This is a genomic window from Neorhizobium sp. LjRoot104 (assembly GCF_964253725.1).
In the GTDB taxonomy this organism is placed as follows: domain Bacteria; phylum Pseudomonadota; class Alphaproteobacteria; order Rhizobiales; family Rhizobiaceae; genus Neorhizobium.
In genome coordinates, this window is the sequence record NZ_CAXURS020000001.1 from 1739008 (window position 1) to 1756867 (window position 17860).

The following is a 17860-nucleotide window of genomic DNA, read 5'->3' on the forward strand; positions in this document are numbered from 1 at the left end:
GACCGCCGCCCGGCATCGTCTTCCACCTGCGCCGCGCAATCCGGGTTTTTGAAAAACCCTCGGACGCCGCTGGAGTTTTCAATCCCGCTTGATGCTCATCAACACGTCCCAAATATCCGCGCCCGTCTCGAACGCCGCAGCATTCGCGGCAAACCCTTGCGCCGAAGTGATGGCGTCGAGCATTTCGCTGGCCATGTCGACATTCGAGCTGTCGGGGAAGGTGACCGAGGTGGAGGGGGTGACGGTGGTGGTGACGCCGCCGGGGTTGGGGAGGGACGAGACCTGGGTGTCGAGGCGGTTGTAGCCGGACGTATCGGCGTTGGCGATGTTGTGGGCGGCGGTCGCAAGCCGTCTGGCCTGGGCCTGCATGCCCGAAACCGCAATGTTCATCACCGCCGACAGACCCATGATCAGCATCCCCAAAAACCGATGGCAGATGTTTTAGAGCAAGAGCTTCAAGGAAGGCTGAACGGGAAGGGTAAGGGAAGTGTAGCGCGGGGCGGCACAGATGTGCCGGAACGGGGCGGGGGGCGATGCGTGGAGCCCCTCCCCCTTGTGGGGAGGGGTTGGGGAGGGGCCTTTGCTCCGCATCAAAACCCCTCCCGCCTGCCGGCCACCCTCCCCACAAGGGGCAGGGTTAGGAGTGTCGCACCGCCTCGCGTCCCATATGCGATCGCGCTGCCCGCAAGGGCGAGAGATAGGCGTTCGCGACCCTCCTGACGTCCCAGGGTCAACCCTAAGGCTAGGTGACCGTCGGGACAGCAACTACTCGGCTGCCTCCGCGTAGGCCTCCAGCGGCGGGCAGGTGCAGACGAGGTTGCGGTCGCCATAGACGTTGTCGACGCGGTTGACCGGGGACCAGTATTTGTCGACGCGGAAAGCGCCCGGCGGGTAGCAGGCCTGTTCGCGGCTATAGGGGCGGTCCCATTCGCCGACTAGGTCTTCCACCGTGTGCGGGGCGTTCTTCAGCGGGTTGTTGGTGCGGTCCATGCGGCCGTCCTCGATAGCGCGGGCTTCCTCGCGGATCGCCAGCATCGCATCGCAGAACCGGTCGATCTCGGCCTTGGTTTCCGATTCGGTCGGTTCGATCATCAGCGTACCGGCGACCGGCCAGCTCATGGTCGGCGCGTGGAAACCGCAGTCGATCAGGCGCTTGGCGACATCGTCGACGGAAACGCCGGCCGAGGCGTTGAGCGGGCGCGTATCGATGATGCATTCATGGGCGACGCGGCCGGCCTCAGACTTGTAGAGCACGTCGTAGGCGCCCTTCAGGCGGGCGGCGATGTAGTTGGCGTTGAGGATCGCCACCTTGGTCGCCTGCGTCAGACCTTCGCCGCCCATCATCAGGCAGTAGGACCAGGAGATCGGCAGGATCGACGGCGAGCCGAAGGGGGCGGCTGAGACCGCGCCTTCACGCCCGTCGCTCGCCGGATGGCCGGGGAGGTGCGGGGCGAGGTGCGACTTGACGCCGATCGGGCCCATGCCGGGGCCGCCGCCGCCATGCGGGATGCAGAAGGTCTTGTGGAGGTTGAGGTGGCTGACGTCGGAGCCGATGTCGCCGGGGCGGGCAAGGCCGACCATGGCGTTCATGTTGGCGCCATCGAGATAGACCTGGCCGCCATGCTTGTGGGTGATCTCGCAGATCTCGCGCACCGTCTCCTCGAAGACGCCGTGCGTGGAGGGGTAGGTGATCATGCAGCACGAGAGGTTGGCGGCATGCTGTTCGGCCTTGGCGCGGAAATCGTCGAGGTCGATATCGCCATTGTCGCGGACCTTGACGACCACGACCTTCATGCCGACCATCTGGGCCGAGGCCGGGTTGGTGCCGTGCGCGGAGGTCGGGATCAGGCAGACGTCGCGGTGGGTATCACCGTTGGCGATGTGGTAGTTGCGGATGGTGAGGAGCCCCGCATATTCGCCTTGAGCGCCGGAATTCGGCTGCATGGAGAAGGCGTCGTAGCCGGTGATCTGGCAGAGCTTTTGCGACAGGTCGTCGATCATTTCCCTGTAGCCGAGCGCCTGGTCGGCCGGCACGAAGGGGTGGATGTCGGCAAATTCCGGCCAGGTGATCGGCAGCATTTCGGCCGTCGCGTTGAGTTTCATGGTGCAGGAACCGAGCGGGATCATTGCCCGGTCAAGCGCCAGATCCCGGTCCGAAAGTTTTCGGATATACCGGGTCATCTCGCTTTCGGCGCGGTTCATGTGGAAGATCGGGTGGGTCATGTAGTCTGACTTGCGCAGCAGCGCGGCCGGTAGGCGCCACGTGGGCTCGAAATCCGAGACCTTGAAATTGCCTCCAAAAGCCCGCCAGACGGCTTCGAGGGTGGCGGGGCGAGTGCGCTCGTCGAGCGACATGCCGATGCGGGTTTCGCCGACCTTGCGGAGGTTGACGCCCTCGGCGACGGCGGCGCGCATGATCAGGCCCTGCATGTGGCCGACCTCGACGGTGAAGGTGTCGAAGAAGGTGTCGGGTTCGATGACATAGCCGAGCTTTTCGAGGCCCTTGGCCATCAGCACGGCCTTGCGGTGGACCTGCTGGGCGATGGCTTTGAGCCCGTCCGGGCCGTGGAAGACGCCGTACATGGAGGCCATCACGGCGAGCAGGACCTGGGCGGTGCAGATGTTCGAGGTCGCCTTTTCGCGGCGGATATGCTGTTCGCGGGTCTGCAGCGACAGGCGGTAGGCGCGGTTGCCGCGGCTATCGACCGAAACGCCGACCAGGCGGCCGGGCATGGCGCGCTTGTGGGCATCCTTGACCGCCATATAGGCAGCATGCGGGCCGCCGTAACCGACCGGCACGCCGAACCGCTGGGAGGAGCCGATGGCGATGTCGGCGCCCATTTCGCCGGGGGATTTCAGAAGCGTCAGCGCCAGGGGATCGGCTGCTATCGCGGCGACCGCGCCGGTCTGGTGCAGGCGGGAGATCAGGCCTGAAAAATCGCGAACATGGCCGTTGGTGCCGGGATACTGGAAGATCGCGCCGAACACGTCGACCGGGTCGAGATCGGTCATCGGGTCGCCGATGATCACGCTCCAGCCAAGCGGGGCGGCGCGGGTTTCGATCAGCGCAATGGTCTGCGGGTGGCAGGCGGCATCGACGAAAAAGGCCGACGCCTTGGATTTCGCCTGGCGCTGGCAGAGCGCCATCGCCTCGGCAGCGGCGGTCGCCTCGTCGAGCAGCGAGGCGTTGGCGACGTCGAGGCCGGTCAGGTCGCAGATCATCGTCTGGAAATTGAGGAGGGCTTCGAGGCGGCCCTGGCTGATTTCCGGCTGGTAGGGCGTGTAGGCGGTGTACCAGGCGGGGTTTTCAAGGATGTTGCGCTGGACGACCGGCGGGGTGATCGTGCCGTAATAACCCTGGCCGATCAGCGAGACGAGCGCCTTGTTGCGGTTGGCGGTGTCGCGCAGCTTGTCGAGCGCCTCGCGTTCGGTCAGCGCCGGTCCCCAGCTAAGCGGTGCCGTCTGGCGGATCGAAGCGGGCACGGTGGCGTCGATCAGGGCGTCGAGGCTGATATAGCCGACCACTTTCAGCATCTCGGCCATTTCGGCCGGCGAGGGGCCGATATGGCGGCGGTTGGCGAAATCGTAGGGCTGGTAATCGGTGAAATGAAAATCGGTCGAGTCGGTGGTCATGCGATCAGGTCCTGGTAGGCGGCCTCGTCGAGCAGCGCGTCGGCGTCGGAGGCGTTCTTCAGCTTGAGTTTGAAGAACCAGCCCTTGCCCTGCGGGTCGGAATTGACGATCGACGGGTCGTCGACGATCGCCTGGTTGACCTCGGTGACTTCGCCGTCGAGCGGACAATAGACGTCGGAGGCGGCCTTGACGCTTTCGACGGTCGCGGCATTGCCATCCTTCGAAAGCTCGGCACCGACCTCCGGCAATTCCACGAACACCAGATCGCCGAGCTGCTCGGCTGCGTGCGAGGTGATGCCGACGGTCGCGACACCGTCCTCGAGCTTCAGCCATTCGTGTTCGGCGGTGAATTTCAACATTGGGAGGTCCTCTCTGGGGATGAATTGATTGAATTAGGGCGCGCAGCGCATGGGGTGGCGGCTGGCTCGACCATCGCTGACTACCGCTTATAGGTGGGGGTGATGAAGGGGAGTGCCGTGACCGTGACGGCCAGGTATTTGCCGCGCACCTCCGCGAAGATCTGGCAGCCGGGTTCGGCGTAGCGGGTCGGCACGTAGCCCATGGCGACCGGGGCTTCGACCGAGGGGCCGAAAGTACCTGAGGTCACTTCGCCGAGTTCGGTGCGGCCCTCGGGATCGGCGTAGAGTTTTGCGTGGGCGCGGACGGGCGCCTTGCCCTCCGGCTTCAGGCCGACGCGGCGGCGCGCGGTGCCGTTCGCCAGTTCGTCGAGAATGCGGGCAGCACCCGGAAAGCCGCCGGCGCGGTGGCCACCCGCGCGGCGGGGCTTCTGGATCGCCCATTCGAGGGCCGCCTCGATCGGCGACGTGGTGGTGTCGATGTCGTTGCCGTAGAGGCAGAGGCCGGCTTCGAGCCGCAGCGAATCGCGGGCGCCAAGCCCGATCGGCTGGCAATGCAGGTCTTCGAGCAGCGCCTTGGCGATCTGTTCGGCCTGGTCCGCCGGAACCGAGATCTCGAACCCGTCCTCGCCGGAATACCCGGACCGGGAGATGATGCAGGGCGCGTCGTGGAGAAGCGCGTCACGGACGTCCATGAACTTCATCTCGACCACATCCGGCCAGAGCGCCGCCAGCACCTCTTCTGCGCGGGGACCCTGGAGGGCGAGAAGAGCCCGGTCTTCGAGCAGTTCGACCTCGCAGCCGGCCAGGTGCGCCTTCATATGCGCGAGGTCGGCGTCCTTGCAGGAGGCGTTGACGACGACGAACAGGTGGTCGCCGCGGTTAGTGATCATCAGGTCGTCGAGGATGCCGCCATTGTCGTCGGTGAAGAAGCCGTAACGCTGGCGGCCGGGTTTCAGGCCGAGGATATCGACCGGCACCAGGGTTTCGAGCGCAAGGGCCGCGTCTTCGTAAGCGCCGGATTTCGCGCGGATGACGACCTGGCCCATATGGGAGACGTCGAACAGGCCGCTCGCGGTGCGGGTGTGCAGATGTTCCTTCAGCACGCCCGCCGGATATTGCACCGGCATGTCGTAGCCGGCAAAGGGCACCATCCTGGCGCCGAGCGACAGGTGGAGGGCGTGAAGCGGGGTTGTCTTGAGAACGGTCTGATCGTCCAAGGACGCCTCCAGGGTTGGCGCCTTTCAAGCGCCGGCTCAGATTCAGGCGCAGTGACGCACCGGTTTATGAGCCCCCTCTGTCTTTTTTGCCTGAGATTGTTATCCCTTCGGCGAGCCCTGTTCGGGCTTCTCTCCAGAGTTCCTGTCGGTCGACTGCTGGTCCTTTTGCCTGAGAGTTTCCGGGGCGGTTGCTCCTTCGGCACCGCATTGAAGCGGCTTCTCCCAGCGAGTCTGGGCGGTATTATCGACCTCGATGACGGTTTGGCAAGCCCCCGATGTCGCGGGTGCCAAGATTTTTGTCGCAGCGCAACAAACGCGATTTGATCTAATGCAATGCGGGGTGTCGGCGGCCCGCTATCACGCGACAAAAGGGCTTTTGCGCTTTGTCGTGATCTGGGTTATTCCCGCATTGGTCGAACAGGCGAAACAATGACGGCAAAACTGGACATGGCAGCGAGCTGGACGCGCATTTTCTGCGCGATGCTGCTGCTTTTTCTGGGGTTTGCCCATCAGCCGGTACAGGCGGCGGCGCCACTCGCTTCCTACGGCGAAGCCTATCGGCTGCCGGACGGCACGTTTGCCGACATCTGCTCGGAAGGCAACCGTGGTCACCGGATGCCGGCGGCAAGACCGCTCTGCGAAATCTGCCTGCTGGCTGCATCGGTCATCCTGCCGCCGCCGGACGACGAGGCGTGGCTTGCCGGCGAGCACGCCTCGCTTGCCAATCCGCTCGGCCAGCTTCCCGAAGCGCTTGGTACGACCGCCGTTTTACAGCCGAAATCACGCGCGCCCCCGGTTTCTATCTGATCCTCCAACCTGCTCAGATCAATCGCGGTCGATCGGCACAGATGCTGTCACCGTATGGGGATATTCCATGAAAACTTTGACCAAACTCGCTTTCCTCGGCATTTTCGCTGCGACCGGCATTGTTATTGCTGGCGCCACGGCCGCTCAAGATGCGCCCGCCAAGCTCGCCGACCTGGAAATCACCGGCGCCTTCACCAAGGCGATGCTGCCCGGCCAACCGGTTGGCGGCGGCTATCTCACCATCAGCAACACCGGCAAGTCCGACGACGTGCTGGTGTCGGTCTCGTCGCCGGCCTCGGGCACCGTGGAGTTGCACGAGATGGCGATGCAAGGCGAGGTGATGAAAATGCGCAAGCTCGATACCGGCATAGCCATCCCGGCGGGCAAGACCGTCGAACTGACGCCCGGCGGACTGCATCTGATGTTCATGAAGGTCAAGGAACCCTTCAAGCAGGGCGGCAAAGTCCCGGTGACGCTGACCTTCGAGAAAGCCGGCAAGGTTGATATCGCATTGCCGGTCGAGGCAGCGGGGCCGGGCAGCCACGTACACAAGTGAATTCGATAGGGCAATCGGGCGCTCGCGGGCAAGATGCAGCTCGTCTGACCCGATCTCCGCTGGCGTTTCGCAGAGCGCCGGACATAAAAATCCCCTTCGGGTCCGCCGGGCGGAGATGTCTGTCCAGCCCGACTTGCACGGATGGTGCGCAACCGGCACGGTTTTAGAGATTGCTTCGATACAACCTGATCGAGTTGCATCAATGAATCTTAACAGAAGTCCGCGATGAATAGGCCCAAGACCTCTCATCAAAGGTTTCGGCAATGGAACTGCGACGTTCTCGGGTGATTGCGGCGGCCGTTTTCCTCGGCCTGCTCGGCGCGATCATTCCGATTGCCGCGATGGTTTATATTTCGTGGATCATCACGGTTGAGAAACAGCAGAACAATCTCGAACGGATCGCGCAGCAGACGATCGTGCGTGCGAGCAGGACGTTCGAGGACGCACGGGCGGCGCTCGATTCGCTCGCCTATCCGCGCCTGGTGCCCTGCTCAGACCAGCATATCGCCCGCATGCGGGTGATCGCCTTCAATACGCCCTCGGTCAAGCAAGTCGGTTATTTCGAGAACGGCCTGTTGAAATGCACCTCCTGGGGGATCGAGGAGCGCAAGGTCGACAGGCCGTGGATCGACTACATGACGCCTGACGGTGTGGAGGTCGCCACCCGCGCGCAGCCGGCGGTCAGTATGGGCAATCCGATGATGGCGCTCCATTACGGCGCCTATAACGTACTGGTCGATCCGGCCCGTTTCGTCGATATCCTGGTGGACGCAGACATCTCGCTGGCGCTCGCCAACCGGCAGGGCATGCTGATCAACGAACTCAATTCGCCCGAAACGGGCCTCGTCAAGGCGCTGATCGACGAGCCGAAGAATGGCATGACCTCATCGACGCTCTATGCGGTGGCGCACGACAAGGGATTGATCGCGATCGCGATGGAGCCGCGCTCCAACCTGACCGGCAGGCTGCGGGAGGAACAATTCCTGCTGCTGCCGGTCGGCGCCTTCGTCGCCATCTTCGTCGTCGGCGTGATAGTCTGGCTGTCCAAGAAAAGGCTGTCGCCGCTCGGTGAACTGGCGATCGCGGTGCGCAAGCGCGAATTCATCGTCCACTACCAGCCGATCATCGAGCTCAAGACCGGCATCTGCATCGGCGCCGAGGCACTGGTGCGGTGGCGGCGGCCGGATGGCTCGCTGGTGCGCCCGGACCTGTTCATTCCGCTTGCCGAGGAGAGCGGGCTCATTCAGCCAATCACCGACCAGGTCATCGAAGCGATCATTACCGATCTCGAGGGATTGCTGAGGGCGGAAAGTTCGCTGCATATCGCCGTCAACCTTTCTGCCGCCGATGTCACCTCCGGCCGCATTCTCGACGTGCTCGACAGGAAACTCGCAAAGACGGAGATCGCGGCGGGGCAGATCTGGCTGGAGGCGACCGAACGCGGCTTCATCGACATCGAGGCTGCGCGAACGACATTGACGGAGGCCCGGCAGAGAGGTCACTCGGTGGCGATCGACGATTTCGGCACGGGATATTCCAGCCTGCAATACCTGCAGGGGCTGCCCATGGATGCGCTGAAGATCGACAAGTCCTTCATCGACACGATCGGCCGCAACAGCGCCACCAGCTCGGTCACCGGTCACATCATCGAAATGGCGAAGACGCTCGACCTGCAGATCGTCGCCGAAGGCGTGGAGACGGAAGAGCAGGCGGACTACCTGAAGGCTCACGACGTGAATTTCGGCCAAGGCTGGCTGTTTTCGAAACCACTGCCGGCCGCAGATTTCATCGACTATCACCGGAATGCAAAAGCCCGCTCGGAGAGCGGGCGGGAGAATTTCCGGTGCGTGGCGGCCTGAGGGCCGGCCGGATGAGATCAGTCTTCCAGATCGCGGTAGGCCGATTCGGCCTGGCGGAACGTGACCTGCTGGCGGGGTTTCTGGTCGGCGGTGAGCATGTCGAGCGAAACGGTGGTGGCGGGGATCATGAATTCGGTATCGCCCGGATCGCCAGCATTTTCAGCGCGACGCTGGTTGCGGTCCGCATCGGCTTTGATGTCCTTGACCTGGTCCTTGGCTGAGATACGCCGGCCAGGCTTCAAGGCCTCGATCGCGAGTGCGGCGGTACTCGCCGATATGCTGACCAGTTGTGTCATGTCGCCTGTCACCATTTTCTCAGAATATGATAATTACGGCGACCCTGATTTGTTCCCGTTTAAATAAAACGACGGCATTTTATGGATTTGACGATTCTCATTTCTGTCCTAGGGAAAGTTCCATGAACAACATGCTTCTTGTCGCCATCGGCGGGGCGGCCGGCTCCGTCTGCCGCTATCTCGTCGGGTTATGGGCATTGCGCCTGTGGGGGGCTGCCTTTCCCTGGGGAACGCTCGCCGTCAACATCATCGGCTCGTTCGCGATCGGCTTTTTCGCCGAACTCATCGTCCGGCGGTTCGATGCGTCGCCCGAGATGCGGTTGCTGATCATCACCGGCTTTCTCGGCGGCTTCACGACGTTCTCAGCCTTTTCGCTGGATGTCCTGTCGCTGCTGGAGCGGGGCGCGACCATGGCGGGCGTCACCTATATCGTCGCGAGCGTGGCGATCTCGCTCGGCGCCGTCTTTGCCGGACTGGCGCTCGGGCGGGCAATGCTCTAAAGACCGGGCAAAGGGCCTTTGGCCCACATCCAGATATGAAAGAGCTTTGATGGCAGGCATCGAGCATATCCGCGTCGAAGCGGACGAGGCGGGCATGCGGCTCGACCGTTGGTTCAAGATTCACTACCCGGGCCTAGGGTTCGGGCCGCTGCAGAAGCTGCTGCGCTCGGGACAGGTGCGCGTCGATGGCGGACGGGTGAAATCAGACGCCCGCGTGCAGCCGGGACAGACGGTACGCATTCCGCCTCTGGATGTGGATGCGAAGAAGGCGGGGCCGATCGCCGGCAAGGACCTCAAGCATTCCAGCGATTTCGAGCTCTTGTCGCGGATGGTCCTGCACGAGGACGAGAAGGTCATCGTGCTCAACAAGCCGGCCGGCCTTGCGGTGCAGGGCGGATCCGGCGTCGCACGCCATATCGACCAGATGCTCGACAGCTGGATAAGCCCGAAGGGCGAAAAGCCCCGGCTCGTCCACCGGCTCGACCGCGACACGTCCGGTGTGCTGGTGATCGCCCGCACGCGCGGCGCGGCGCAGAAGCTGACCGCCGCCTTCCGTGAACGGGACACCAAGAAGACCTATTGGGCGCTGGTCAAGGGCGTGCCGCGCAAGCACGAGGACAAGATCTCCACCTGGCTGGTGAAGGAACAGACGCCGGATGGCGACCGCATGCGGATCGCCAAACACGGCGAGGATGGCGCCGACCACGCGGTGTCCTACTACCGTGTGCTGGAAATGGCGGCACAGACGCTCTGCTGGCTGGAGATGGAGCCCTATACCGGCCGCACCCACCAGCTGCGCGTCCATGCCCTGCATATCGGCCATCCGATCATCGGCGACCCGAAATATTTCGACGACGACCACAACTGGGATTTCCCGGGCGGTATCCAGAAGAAGCTGCATCTGCATGCGCGGCATATCGACATTCCGCACCCGAACGGCGGGCGGCTGAAGGTCACGGCACCGCTGCCGCCGCATATGGTGCAGAGCTGGAACCTTCTCGGGTTCGACATGGAAAACGGCCGCAGGGACGAAGACGACGAATGAAACTTGTTCTTTTCGATTGCGACGGCACGCTGGTCGATAGCGCCGGCCTGATCCACGAAACCATGCGCCGCACCTTTGCCCATTTCGGCAAGCCGGAGCCCAGGGTGGGAGACACCAAGGCGATCATCGGGCTGACGCTCGACATCGCGATCGCCCGCATGCAGGGCAAGCCGCATGCGGACGAGGAGGCTGTCGAGATGATGGCCTATTACAAGACGCTGTTTGCCGTCGTGCGCCAGGACCTGGATTTCAAGGAACCGTTGTTTGACGGTATCCGGCAGGTGATCGATACGATCGGGCCGCGCGACGATCTGGTGATCGGCGCAGTCACCGGAAAATCGCGGCGCGGGCTGAAGCTGGTCATGGAGACGCACGGTTTCGACAAATATTTCGTCGTGTCGCGCACCGCCGACGACTGCCCGTCGAAACCGCATCCGGCCATGGCGACCGAATGCTGCGACCAGACGGGCATCGAGCCTTCCGATACCCTTGTCATCGGCGACGCCATTTACGATATGCAGATGGCGAAGGCGGCCGGCGCTACGGCGATCGGCGTTTCCTGGGGTTATGCCTCGGTGGACGAACTCAACAAGGCCGGAGCCGACGTGATCGTCCATCATCCGAGCGAATTGCTGAGCCATATCGGCTGAGGTTTTATTTCCATGCGTGACATGTTTCCCGATCCATCCGAAGCGCTGAGCCATCCGGACCCGACGCGGCGGGCGCAGATCCAGATGCACAAGCCCCTGCCGAAACGCTTCTACAACGAAGTATCGGTTGCCGAAGGCGAGGGCGGCCACGCCATCCATCTCGATGGCCGGCCGGTCAGGACGCCGGCCAAGAACGGGCTGGTCGCTCCGACCGCCCGTCTTGCCGAACTGATCCGCGACGAATGGGCCAACCAGGTCGATGTGATCGATCCGGGCACCATGCCGGTGACGCGGCTCGTCAACACGGCGATCGACGGCATCGCCACCGATCCGCAGGCCGTGTTCGAGGATATCCTGCGGTTCTCCTCGAGCGACATGCTCTGCTACCGCGCCGAAGCACCGGAAAACCTGGTCACACGCCAGAGCGACCTCTGGGACCCGATCATCGACTGGGCCGCGAACGACCTCGGCGCGCGCTTCATCCTGATCGAAGGGGTGATGCCGCAGGAGCAGCCCAAGGAGGCAACTGCCGCATTTGCGGTGACGCTGAAAAAATACGATACGCCGATCGAGCTGGCCGTCCTGCATACTGTGACGACGCTCACCGGTTCGGCAATCCTGGCGCTTGCCTTCGCGGAAGGCCGGCTCACCGCCGAAGAGGCCTGGGCGCTCGCCCATCTCGACGAGGACTGGACCAACGAGCACTGGGGCACGGACGCCGAAGCCGAACATCGTCGAGCCAAGCGGCTTGAGGAAATGCGGGCGGCAACCGAAACTTTTCTTGCTTTGAAGCCCGCCGTTTAATGCTTCTATAACCCTGTTCGTTGGAACATCGGGACGTGCCGTTTTCCGGGTCCGTTCATGTTCCGTCGCCTGTTTCGTTTCGCTTTTATTGTGCTGACGGCCCTGCCGCTGATGTCGTTCCGTCTGGAACAGGCAAACACGGCGCAGGAAAAACTCCTCTATGACGTGCGCGGCGCCTTCGTGACCGCACGGCCCGACGTGCCGAAGGGACTGGTGATCGCCACCGACATGCTGGTCGACGAGGCGATCCGGGCAACCACCAGATCGATCGCCCTGCCGCGAACGATCATCTCGGTGCGGATCGACGAGATGTCGCACGTTCCGATGCTGATCGGCAGCCGCCACGCGGCGAAGGTGACGGTGCAGGCGATTTCGGTCAGCAGCGGCGAACCGATCGCCAGGGGAACGTTCAAGACCTCGATCTACCTGCTGGACGCGGACACCGCGGACCGTGACCTCGCCGAAAAGATCGCCGACCGCATCGCAAGCGAATTCCGCCTCGACGGGACACGGCGCCCGACCATGGCAACCGCGCTGTTTCAGTGAGAGTCAGGCAAGCCGCTCCGCGTGCCAGCGCAGGTGATCGTCCATGAAGGTCGAGATGAAATAATACGAGTGGTCGTAGCGTTCGTGCAGACGCAGCGTCACGTCGATCCCGGTTCCATGCGCCGCCTCCTCGAACAGCCAGGGGCGCAGGCCGTTTTCCAGAAAGCCGTCCGCCTTGCCCTGGTCGATCAGGAATTCCGGGAAGCGGGCGCCATCCTTGACCAGCGCGCAGGCATCGTATTGGCGCCAAGCGGCGCGGTCGGAACCAAGATATTTCTCGAAGGCGGGGGCCGACCAGTCGGCGGTGGAAGGCTCGACGATCGGCGCGAAGGCGGAGCAGCTCCTGAACCTCTCCGGGTTCTTCAGCGCGATGGTCATCGCGCCGTGGCCGCCCATGGAATGGCCGAAAATGCCCTGGCGGTCCATGTCCATGCGAAAATGCTGGCTGGCGAAATTCGGCAGTTCCTCGGTGATGTAAGTGTACATCTGGTAGTGTTCGGCCCACGGCTTTTCCGTGGCGTCGAGATAAAAGCCGGCGCCCTTGCCCATCTGCCAGTTGGTGAGTTCGTCGGGCACGTCATTGCCGCGCGGGCTGGTATCCGGGCAGACGATGATGAGGCCGAGCTCGGCGGCCATCCGCCGGTATTCGCCCTTTTCCATGACGTTGGCATGGGTGCAGGTGAGGCCTGACAGATACCAGACAACCGGGCAGGGCTCCTTGATCGCCTGCGGGGGCACGAAGACGGCGAACGTCATCTCGCATTTGCAGGCCTCGGATGGGTGCATGAACACGCCCTGCATGCCGCCGAAGGCGGTGTTCTGGGAAAGGACCTTCATCGGTGCTCCTCGAAAGATATCAGTTGCCCATCGACACGACGGCATTGACGGCCGCGGCGACAAGGACGGTGTTGAAAAAGAACGATACGACCGCATGCAGGAGGTTGATGCGGCGCATGGCGGTCGTGGTGATCTGGACGTCCGAGGTCTGGGCAGTCATGCCGATGACGAAGGAAAAATACAGGAAATCGTAGGCGCCAGGCTCGTCGGTTTCCGGGAAATCCAGGCCGCCCCGTCGCGCCTCGTTCTCTTGCGCCTGCTCGTCCGGTCGCCAGAACAGATGGGCATAGTGCATGGCGAACATGGTGTGGATCGTCAGCCAGCCGAGCACCACCGATGCGAAGGCGAGGGAGACGGCGGCAAGGCCCGCAGGTTGCGAGCGGTTCAGTGCCTCGAACAGCGAAACGATGGCGGCGGCAACCGCAAGCAAGGTCACCGCGAGGATCACCGGCGCCGGTTCGTCATCGTTCTGTCCCTTGCCTCGCAGCGTGCCGCCATCGAGTTTCGGAATGCGCACGGCCATCATGACGAGGTAGACCAGGAAGAAGACGACGACCGCGATGCCGGCTGAAAGCTCCGGCACGTAGAAGATCAGGAACGGCAGGCAGACAAGCGCGGCGATCGTGCCGGCGAAGAACGGTCCATGCCTGTGATAGTTCAGTCTGTGCCAAGGGCTCGCCATCCGCGTTTCCGATCGCTCACGTGGATGATTTGGCGCGGCGGCAGAGCCTGTCCAGCGTTTCCAGGAATTTCGACCGGTCGCGCGGCGAAAAGGCGGCGTTGTAGCCCTTGCTCTCGCCGGTTTCCCGCAAATGCTGGCCGAGGTCGCGCATGGCGCTCGCCATGCCGATATTGGTTTCGTCGAAGACGCGCCCGGTCGGGCCTGTCACCAGCGCGCCGGCGGCAACGCAGCGCACGGCGAGCGGAACATCGGCGGTGACGACGATGTCGGCGGGTCCGGCGCGTTCGGCGATCCAGTTGTCGGCGGCATCGAAACCGGCCGAGACGATGACGTTGTGGACCATCGGGTCACGGGATGGACGAAGGCCGGAATTGGCGACGAAGGTCACTTCCAGGCCATGGCGTTCAGCCACTTTCAGGATCTCCGGCTTGACCGGGCAGGCATCGGCGTCGACATAGATCATGGATGAATATTCCGGCCCCAGCCCGGTCGGCGCCTCAAGCGGCGGGAAGCCACGCAGCCCGACAGGGCGGGCTACGTGCAGGAAGCCGCCTCAGGCTACGGCGGTCGTCTGGTCGTCGATCGCTGCGCCGGGCGCGTTTTTCTGGATGGATTCAATGGCCGAAACGGCCGAAGCCTTCGCCGAATAGCCTTCGGACGAGAACATCGTCTGACCGTTCGCAGCCTTGAAGCGGAAACGGTATTCCCCGGCCTTGTCCTTGTAGATTTCGAATTTGTACATCTCTGCGTCCCTCACATTAAACGGAGTTAAATCCTAGGTCTATTCGCAGTATCGGAGCGTGTTGGAACATCGCTCAATAAATCACTACGCTGCGAATCGATTCGCCGCCATGCATCAGCTCAAAACCTCTGTTGATGTCTTCGAGCGGCATGGTGTGGGTGATCATCGGATCGATCTCGATCTTGCCCTCCATATACCAGTCGACGATCTTCGGCACGTCGGTGCGGCCGCGGGCGCCACCGAAGGCCGTGCCCATCCAGGTGCGTCCGGTGACGAGCTGGAACGGACGGGTGGAGATTTCCTGACCGGCGCCGGCAACGCCGATGATCACCGACTTGCCCCAGCCGCGATGGGAGGATTCGAGCGCCTGGCGCATCACCTTCGTATTGCCGGTGCAGTCGAACGTGTAGTCGGCGCCACCGATCATGTCGCCATTGCGCTTGGTCATGTTGACGAGATAGGGGACGATGTCGCCATCGACTTCCTTCGGGTTGACGAAATGGGTCATGCCGAAGCGCTCGCCCCAGGCCTTGCGGTCATTGTTGATATCGACACCGATGATCATATCGGCGCCGGCAAGGCGCAGGCCCTGCAGCACGTTGAGGCCGATGCCGCCGAGGCCGAAGACGATGGCGGTCGAACCGATTTCGACCTTGGCAGTATTGATGACCGCACCGATGCCGGTGGTGACGCCGCAGCCGATATAGCAGATCTTGTCGAAGGGAGCGGCCGGATTGACCTTGGCAAGCGCAATTTCGGGCAGCACGGTGTAATTCGCGAAGGTCGAGCAGCCCATATAGTGGTGGATCTTGTCCTTGCCGATCGAAAAGCGAGAGGTGCCGTCCGGCATCAGGCCCTGGCCCTGGGTGGAGCGGATCGCGGTGCACAGATTGGTCTTGCGCGACAGGCAGGAATAGCATTCGCGGCATTCGGGCGTGTAGAGCGGGATGACGTGGTCGCCCTTCTTCACCGAGGTGACGCCGGGGCCGACATCGACGACGATGCCGGCGCCCTCATGGCCGAGGATTGCCGGGAAAAGGCCTTCCGGGTCGGCGCCGGACAGGGTGAAATCGTCGGTATGGCAGATGCCGGTCGCCTTCACCTCGATCAGCACCTCACCGGCGCGGGGGCCTTCGAGCTGCACGGTCATGATTTCGAGCGGTTTGCCAGCCTGAACGGCGACGGCGGCGCGGACATCCATGATGTTCTCCCTTGAGGCTTTATAGATTCGGCGCGACCTTGGCACAGGCGAGGGGACCGGCTCAAGCCGGAACCGGCCGTTCGCGGTCGCATTTCGGTCAGCGGATCAAAGTCCGATGAGGGGCACCTGCGGCGAGGTCGTACGCGGCGTCAGGCCGGTCAGGCGTGGATCGTCGAGGACTTCGACCATCAGGGCGTAGGGCGTGAACCCGGAGCGCTGGTAGAACTGCATGGCAGCGGGGTGGTCGAAATGACAGGTATGCACCCAAAAACGGCGGATCGGATGCGCCCAGGCCCTCTCGATTGCCCAGTTCATCATGAAGCGGCCGGCGCCCTTGCCGATCGCACCGGCGACGAGACCGAAATAGACGAGTTCGCATTCGTCCTTTTCCCGGAAATCGAGCTCCAGCAGGCCGATGCGGCGGCCGCCGTCGAGAAGCACGTAAATCTCGACCCGCGGATCATTGAGGACCGAGGCAAGTTCGTCATCCCCCATGACCAGCCGGGAGACCCACATCCAGTTCTCGCCGACCGCCCGAAACAGCGCGCGGTATTCGTCGAGTGCGGGAGACTGCCAGCGTTCCAGCACGAGGGTGTCCGGCGCGGGCGTGGTTTTCCTGCGCGGCCTGCCCAGCATTTCGAGGCAGGTCACGACGGTCGCAATCTTGCCTGGGGGAACGGCGGAATAGCCGGATGGTAGAGTGGGGTTTTCGCTTTTCATGCAACCTTTGGAGCCGCTTGGCGGGCTGATGTCAATGGGCGGAGACGTCGATGGCAAGTGATACCGAGAGCAGGCGATCAGCCGAAAAGGCGGTCGCAGGCGTATATAATACCGTAGGAATGGATGGCGACGGCTGCATAGAGGCCAAGTCCCGCCATCAGCCGCTCGCCCGGATGCATGGGGTCGAGGCTTTCGCGCGGTTTGACCGACGAAAAGCCCATCAGGCTCATCAGCGTGAAAACGGCAAGTGCCGCGACCAGGGCGGTCGGCGACAGCCCGATCCGGTAACCGACCCAGAGCATCAAGAGCGTGATACCGAAACTGCCGGCGACGAGCAGGCTGCGGGTCGGAAAGATCTGTCTCAGCACCCTGCCGCCGTCGAACCGGTACATGGGCAGAAGATTGAGGAGGTTGAAGGCCCCGAGGATCAGCAGGAAAACCAGCGCCGGTTCCCGCAACGCCACGGGCAGTACGCGGCTGTTTGCCAGGTCACAAGCGGACACCACGACCGGGACCAGGAATGCCGACATGCCGGCGCCCATCAGCGCGCAGGTCGCCACCTCGAATCGGCTCTTGTAGGGTCGCCCGCCGATCGCCAGGCCGCCCAGCAGCGGCACGAAGATCATCCTGACCGTCTCGTGCCCGAAGGCACGATAGGCCGCCATATGTCCGAGTTCGTGCAGCACGATGACCAGGGTGAGGATGACCGAGATCGTCAGGCCGGCAGCAGTGAGCCCGAAAAACGGCCAGAGGAGCAGCGTGGACAGGACGGCCAGGCATATCTGGGTGATGGGATGCTCGATCATGCCGCCCGCCTTCGGCCGGCCGCTCTTCAGCCAGGCGGTCAGCGACGAAAGCTCGCGACGGATCATAAAATAGCGAAACAGGTAGACCGCCAGTCCGCGATAGGTATCCGTCTGGGCAAGCGTGAGCGTCGAGCCGCCCGCCGCCGCCGACACCGCGCGATATTCCTCGAAATTGCGCCAGAAGGAAATATCGAGCGCCGTATCGTCGATCACGCGTGCGCGGCTCTCGTAACTGTGGCCGAAGCGATCGACATTCTCCTCCACCTTGAAGACCCGCCGGATCGGCGCGCCGTGGCGGTCGGGATGGCTGTAGGCGATCTCGATGCCGCCGCAGTTCTGCTCCAACCCGGAGGAGAGGACCGAAGGGTTCCAGCTCGCCTCCTCGCCACCCGGGTGAAAGGCTCCCCACAGGCGCTCCGGGGAGATTTCGAGCGTCCGGCGCAGCGTGATGGTGCGGCGGCCGACGGGTGCCGCCATCAGCAGCCAGAGAAGGCCGAGATTGATCGTCAGCAGCAAGATGGCTGAAACAATGGGCGTCATATCGACCTCCGGAGCCTGTCGGCTTGGTCTTGGCCGATCATCACAGACATCATTAGGCCG

The 17860-nt window shown here is 63.1% G+C and carries 20 protein-coding genes and 2 riboswitches; of the genes, 8 read left to right on the forward strand and 12 right to left on the reverse strand.

Annotated features, from left to right (window positions below; all coding sequences use genetic code 11):
* Positions 1-78: 78 nt before the first annotated feature.
* From ACSQ8R_RS08825 to gcvT, 4 genes are all read right to left on the reverse strand, one after another.
* Entirely contained in the window at positions 79-408 is a 330-nt protein-coding gene (locus ACSQ8R_RS08825; RefSeq protein ID WP_436252992.1) for a flagellar basal body protein, read from the reverse strand.
* A 357-nt stretch (positions 409-765) separates the two neighbouring features.
* Positions 766-3633, reverse strand: a complete 2868-nt coding sequence (gcvP, locus tag ACSQ8R_RS08830) for an aminomethyl-transferring glycine dehydrogenase (protein WP_436252993.1) — start codon at positions 3631-3633, stop codon at positions 766-768.
* Entirely contained in the window at positions 3630-3992 is a 363-nt protein-coding gene (gene gcvH / locus ACSQ8R_RS08835; protein WP_436252994.1) for a glycine cleavage system protein GcvH, read from the reverse strand. The genes gcvP and gcvH overlap by 4 nt, the downstream gene beginning before the upstream one ends.
* Positions 3993-4072: 80 nt before the next feature.
* On the reverse strand, positions 4073-5209 hold the full coding sequence (gene gcvT / locus ACSQ8R_RS08840; RefSeq protein ID WP_436252995.1) for a glycine cleavage system aminomethyltransferase GcvT: 1137 nt from the start codon (positions 5207-5209) through the stop codon (positions 4073-4075).
* 67 nt (positions 5210-5276) lie between these two features.
* Positions 5277-5356, reverse strand: a riboswitch (glycine riboswitch).
* Positions 5357-5444: riboswitch (glycine riboswitch) on the reverse strand.
* A 194-nt stretch (positions 5445-5638) separates the two neighbouring features.
* On the opposite strand from gcvT, the gene ACSQ8R_RS08845 reads away from it, so the two are divergent.
* From ACSQ8R_RS08845 to ACSQ8R_RS08855, 3 genes are all read left to right on the forward strand, one after another.
* Positions 5639-6016, forward strand: a complete 378-nt coding sequence (locus tag ACSQ8R_RS08845) for a hypothetical protein (RefSeq protein WP_436252996.1) — start codon at positions 5639-5641, stop codon at positions 6014-6016.
* 67 nt (positions 6017-6083) lie between these two features.
* Positions 6084-6572 carry a copper chaperone PCu(A)C gene (locus tag ACSQ8R_RS08850; RefSeq protein WP_436252997.1) on the forward strand — a complete coding sequence of 163 codons (489 nt, stop codon included), beginning with the start codon at positions 6084-6086 and terminating at the stop codon, positions 6570-6572.
* A 263-nt stretch (positions 6573-6835) separates the two neighbouring features.
* Positions 6836-8431: an EAL domain-containing protein gene (locus tag ACSQ8R_RS08855; RefSeq protein WP_436252998.1), complete on the forward strand. Its 1596-nt coding sequence runs from the start codon at positions 6836-6838 to the stop codon at positions 8429-8431.
* A gap of 17 nt (positions 8432-8448) precedes the next feature.
* On the opposite strand, the gene ACSQ8R_RS08860 is transcribed toward ACSQ8R_RS08855, so the two are convergent.
* Entirely contained in the window at positions 8449-8727 is a 279-nt protein-coding gene (locus ACSQ8R_RS08860; RefSeq protein WP_436252999.1) for a hypothetical protein, read from the reverse strand.
* Between the two features lie 122 nt (positions 8728-8849).
* Here ACSQ8R_RS08860 and crcB point away from each other — a divergent pair, with 122 nt between their 5' ends.
* From crcB to ACSQ8R_RS08885, 5 genes are read left to right on the forward strand one after another with little or no spacing between them, the layout of a single operon-like run.
* The gene (crcB, locus tag ACSQ8R_RS08865) at positions 8850-9227 is read left to right on the forward strand and encodes a fluoride efflux transporter CrcB (RefSeq protein ID WP_436253000.1); all 378 of its coding nucleotides are present in this window, start codon (positions 8850-8852) and stop codon (positions 9225-9227) included.
* A gap of 49 nt (positions 9228-9276) precedes the next feature.
* A complete protein-coding gene (locus ACSQ8R_RS08870; protein WP_436253001.1) occupies positions 9277-10272 on the forward strand; it encodes an RluA family pseudouridine synthase in 996 nt (331 codons plus the stop codon).
* Entirely contained in the window at positions 10269-10922 is a 654-nt protein-coding gene (locus ACSQ8R_RS08875) for an HAD-IA family hydrolase (RefSeq protein ID WP_436253002.1), read from the forward strand. The genes ACSQ8R_RS08870 and ACSQ8R_RS08875 overlap by 4 nt, the downstream gene beginning before the upstream one ends.
* A gap of 12 nt (positions 10923-10934) precedes the next feature.
* Positions 10935-11726, forward strand: a complete 792-nt coding sequence (locus ACSQ8R_RS08880; RefSeq protein ID WP_436253003.1) for an ATP12 family chaperone protein — start codon at positions 10935-10937, stop codon at positions 11724-11726.
* A gap of 57 nt (positions 11727-11783) precedes the next feature.
* Positions 11784-12272 carry a hypothetical protein gene (locus ACSQ8R_RS08885; RefSeq protein ID WP_436253004.1) on the forward strand — a complete coding sequence of 163 codons (489 nt, stop codon included), beginning with the start codon at positions 11784-11786 and terminating at the stop codon, positions 12270-12272.
* A gap of 3 nt (positions 12273-12275) precedes the next feature.
* On the opposite strand, the gene fghA is transcribed toward ACSQ8R_RS08885, so the two are convergent.
* From fghA to ACSQ8R_RS08920, 7 genes are all read right to left on the reverse strand, one after another.
* A complete protein-coding gene (gene fghA / locus ACSQ8R_RS08890; RefSeq protein WP_436253005.1) occupies positions 12276-13109 on the reverse strand; it encodes an S-formylglutathione hydrolase in 834 nt (277 codons plus the stop codon).
* Positions 13110-13128: 19 nt separating this feature from the next.
* Positions 13129-13791 carry a DUF1345 domain-containing protein gene (locus ACSQ8R_RS08895; protein WP_436253006.1) on the reverse strand — a complete coding sequence of 221 codons (663 nt, stop codon included), beginning with the start codon at positions 13789-13791 and terminating at the stop codon, positions 13129-13131.
* 16 nt (positions 13792-13807) lie between these two features.
* Complete coding sequence (locus ACSQ8R_RS08900; protein ID WP_436253007.1) at positions 13808-14254, reverse strand: YaiI/YqxD family protein; 447 nt, start codon at positions 14252-14254, stop codon at positions 13808-13810.
* A gap of 90 nt (positions 14255-14344) precedes the next feature.
* Complete coding sequence (locus ACSQ8R_RS08905) at positions 14345-14533, reverse strand: YegP family protein (protein ID WP_210009530.1); 189 nt, start codon at positions 14531-14533, stop codon at positions 14345-14347.
* Between the two features lie 73 nt (positions 14534-14606).
* A complete protein-coding gene (locus ACSQ8R_RS08910; protein ID WP_436253008.1) occupies positions 14607-15734 on the reverse strand; it encodes an S-(hydroxymethyl)glutathione dehydrogenase/class III alcohol dehydrogenase in 1128 nt (375 codons plus the stop codon).
* Between the two features lie 105 nt (positions 15735-15839).
* The gene (locus ACSQ8R_RS08915) at positions 15840-16454 is read right to left on the reverse strand and encodes a GNAT family N-acetyltransferase (protein ID WP_436253009.1); all 615 of its coding nucleotides are present in this window, start codon (positions 16452-16454) and stop codon (positions 15840-15842) included.
* Positions 16455-16531: 77 nt separating this feature from the next.
* Positions 16532-17800: a hypothetical protein gene (locus ACSQ8R_RS08920; protein ID WP_436253010.1), complete on the reverse strand. Its 1269-nt coding sequence runs from the start codon at positions 17798-17800 to the stop codon at positions 16532-16534.
* Positions 17801-17860 lie beyond the last annotated feature (60 nt).

Excerpts from the sequence above, each read along its gene's own strand:
- ACSQ8R_RS08825 (WP_436252992.1), bottom strand. The coding sequence starts at position 408 with ATGGGTCTGTCGGCGGTGATGAACATTGCGGTTTCGGGCATGCAGGCC.
- gcvP (WP_436252993.1), bottom strand. The coding sequence starts at position 3,633 with ATGACCACCGACTCGACCGATTTTCATTTCACCGATTACCAGCCCTAC.
- gcvH (WP_436252994.1), bottom strand. The coding sequence starts at position 3,992 with ATGTTGAAATTCACCGCCGAACACGAATGGCTGAAGCTCGAGGACGGT.
- ACSQ8R_RS08845 (WP_436252996.1), top strand. The coding sequence starts at position 5,639 with ATGACGGCAAAACTGGACATGGCAGCGAGCTGGACGCGCATTTTCTGC.
- ACSQ8R_RS08850 (WP_436252997.1), top strand. The coding sequence starts at position 6,084 with ATGAAAACTTTGACCAAACTCGCTTTCCTCGGCATTTTCGCTGCGACC.
- ACSQ8R_RS08855 (WP_436252998.1), top strand. The coding sequence starts at position 6,836 with ATGGAACTGCGACGTTCTCGGGTGATTGCGGCGGCCGTTTTCCTCGGC.
- ACSQ8R_RS08860 (WP_436252999.1), bottom strand. The coding sequence starts at position 8,727 with ATGACACAACTGGTCAGCATATCGGCGAGTACCGCCGCACTCGCGATC.
- crcB (WP_436253000.1), top strand. The coding sequence starts at position 8,850 with ATGAACAACATGCTTCTTGTCGCCATCGGCGGGGCGGCCGGCTCCGTC.
- ACSQ8R_RS08870 (WP_436253001.1), top strand. The coding sequence starts at position 9,277 with ATGGCAGGCATCGAGCATATCCGCGTCGAAGCGGACGAGGCGGGCATG.
- ACSQ8R_RS08875 (WP_436253002.1), top strand. The coding sequence starts at position 10,269 with ATGAAACTTGTTCTTTTCGATTGCGACGGCACGCTGGTCGATAGCGCC.
- ACSQ8R_RS08880 (WP_436253003.1), top strand. The coding sequence starts at position 10,935 with ATGCGTGACATGTTTCCCGATCCATCCGAAGCGCTGAGCCATCCGGAC.
- ACSQ8R_RS08885 (WP_436253004.1), top strand. The coding sequence starts at position 11,784 with ATGTTCCGTCGCCTGTTTCGTTTCGCTTTTATTGTGCTGACGGCCCTG.
- fghA (WP_436253005.1), bottom strand. The coding sequence starts at position 13,109 with ATGAAGGTCCTTTCCCAGAACACCGCCTTCGGCGGCATGCAGGGCGTG.
- ACSQ8R_RS08895 (WP_436253006.1), bottom strand. The coding sequence starts at position 13,791 with ATGGCGAGCCCTTGGCACAGACTGAACTATCACAGGCATGGACCGTTC.
- ACSQ8R_RS08900 (WP_436253007.1), bottom strand. The coding sequence starts at position 14,254 with ATGATCTATGTCGACGCCGATGCCTGCCCGGTCAAGCCGGAGATCCTG.
- ACSQ8R_RS08905 (WP_210009530.1), bottom strand. The coding sequence starts at position 14,533 with ATGTACAAATTCGAAATCTACAAGGACAAGGCCGGGGAATACCGTTTC.
- ACSQ8R_RS08910 (WP_436253008.1), bottom strand. The coding sequence starts at position 15,734 with ATGGATGTCCGCGCCGCCGTCGCCGTTCAGGCTGGCAAACCGCTCGAA.
- ACSQ8R_RS08915 (WP_436253009.1), bottom strand. The coding sequence starts at position 16,454 with ATGAAAAGCGAAAACCCCACTCTACCATCCGGCTATTCCGCCGTTCCC.
- ACSQ8R_RS08920 (WP_436253010.1), bottom strand. The coding sequence starts at position 17,800 with ATGACGCCCATTGTTTCAGCCATCTTGCTGCTGACGATCAATCTCGGC.